This window comes from Corynebacterium sp. HMSC064E07 (assembly GCF_001815745.1).
Taxonomy (GTDB): Bacteria; Actinomycetota; Actinomycetes; order Mycobacteriales; family Mycobacteriaceae; genus Corynebacterium; species Corynebacterium jeikeium_D.
On the sequence record NZ_KV821818.1, the window covers coordinates 1 to 558 of the forward strand.

Here is a 558-nt window from a genome sequence, read left to right on the forward strand (position 1 = left end):
CCCACCTGCACGAATTCGACCACACCTACCGGGAATGGATGAACGAGAAAACCACCATCAAAGACCCCGTTACCGGCGCCTACACCAAGGTCTACACCCACCAACGCGTCCGAGCGGCCTATCAATCATTGCTATCTCTGCACCGCAGAGACCTGCTGTTTACCTACCTGCAACCCCCACCAACAACCATCGACCCCGACAACCTTGCAGCAACAACAAACAGCCTCGAAGGTGGCATCAACGCCCCCATAAAAGAACTAGCCCGCAGACACCGCGGACTATCACTACCGCATCAACGCACAGTGATGGATTGGTGGCTGTATCTACATACAGAAGTCCCTGACGATCCGGTCAAGATCGCCAGGGACCAACGATGGGGTCAAGACGCACTTTCCACAGCAACAGACCTGATCACCCACAACACCACAGCCACTACCAATGACATCGGTGCACCAGCAGAATACGACACCGCCATCGACACCAGCTACCAACACAACCTCGGCATCCAAAAAGGCTGGATCAAATAACCGCAACACGCCCGGAAAAGACACACTTTTC

1 pseudogene is annotated in these 558 nt (G+C 54.5%); it reads left to right on the forward strand.

What is annotated here, in order from left to right:
* Window positions 1-527, forward strand: a pseudogene (locus HMPREF3053_RS07515) (IS256-like element IS3503 family transposase); the annotation flags it as partial.
* Window positions 528-558: the final 31 nt, after the last annotated feature.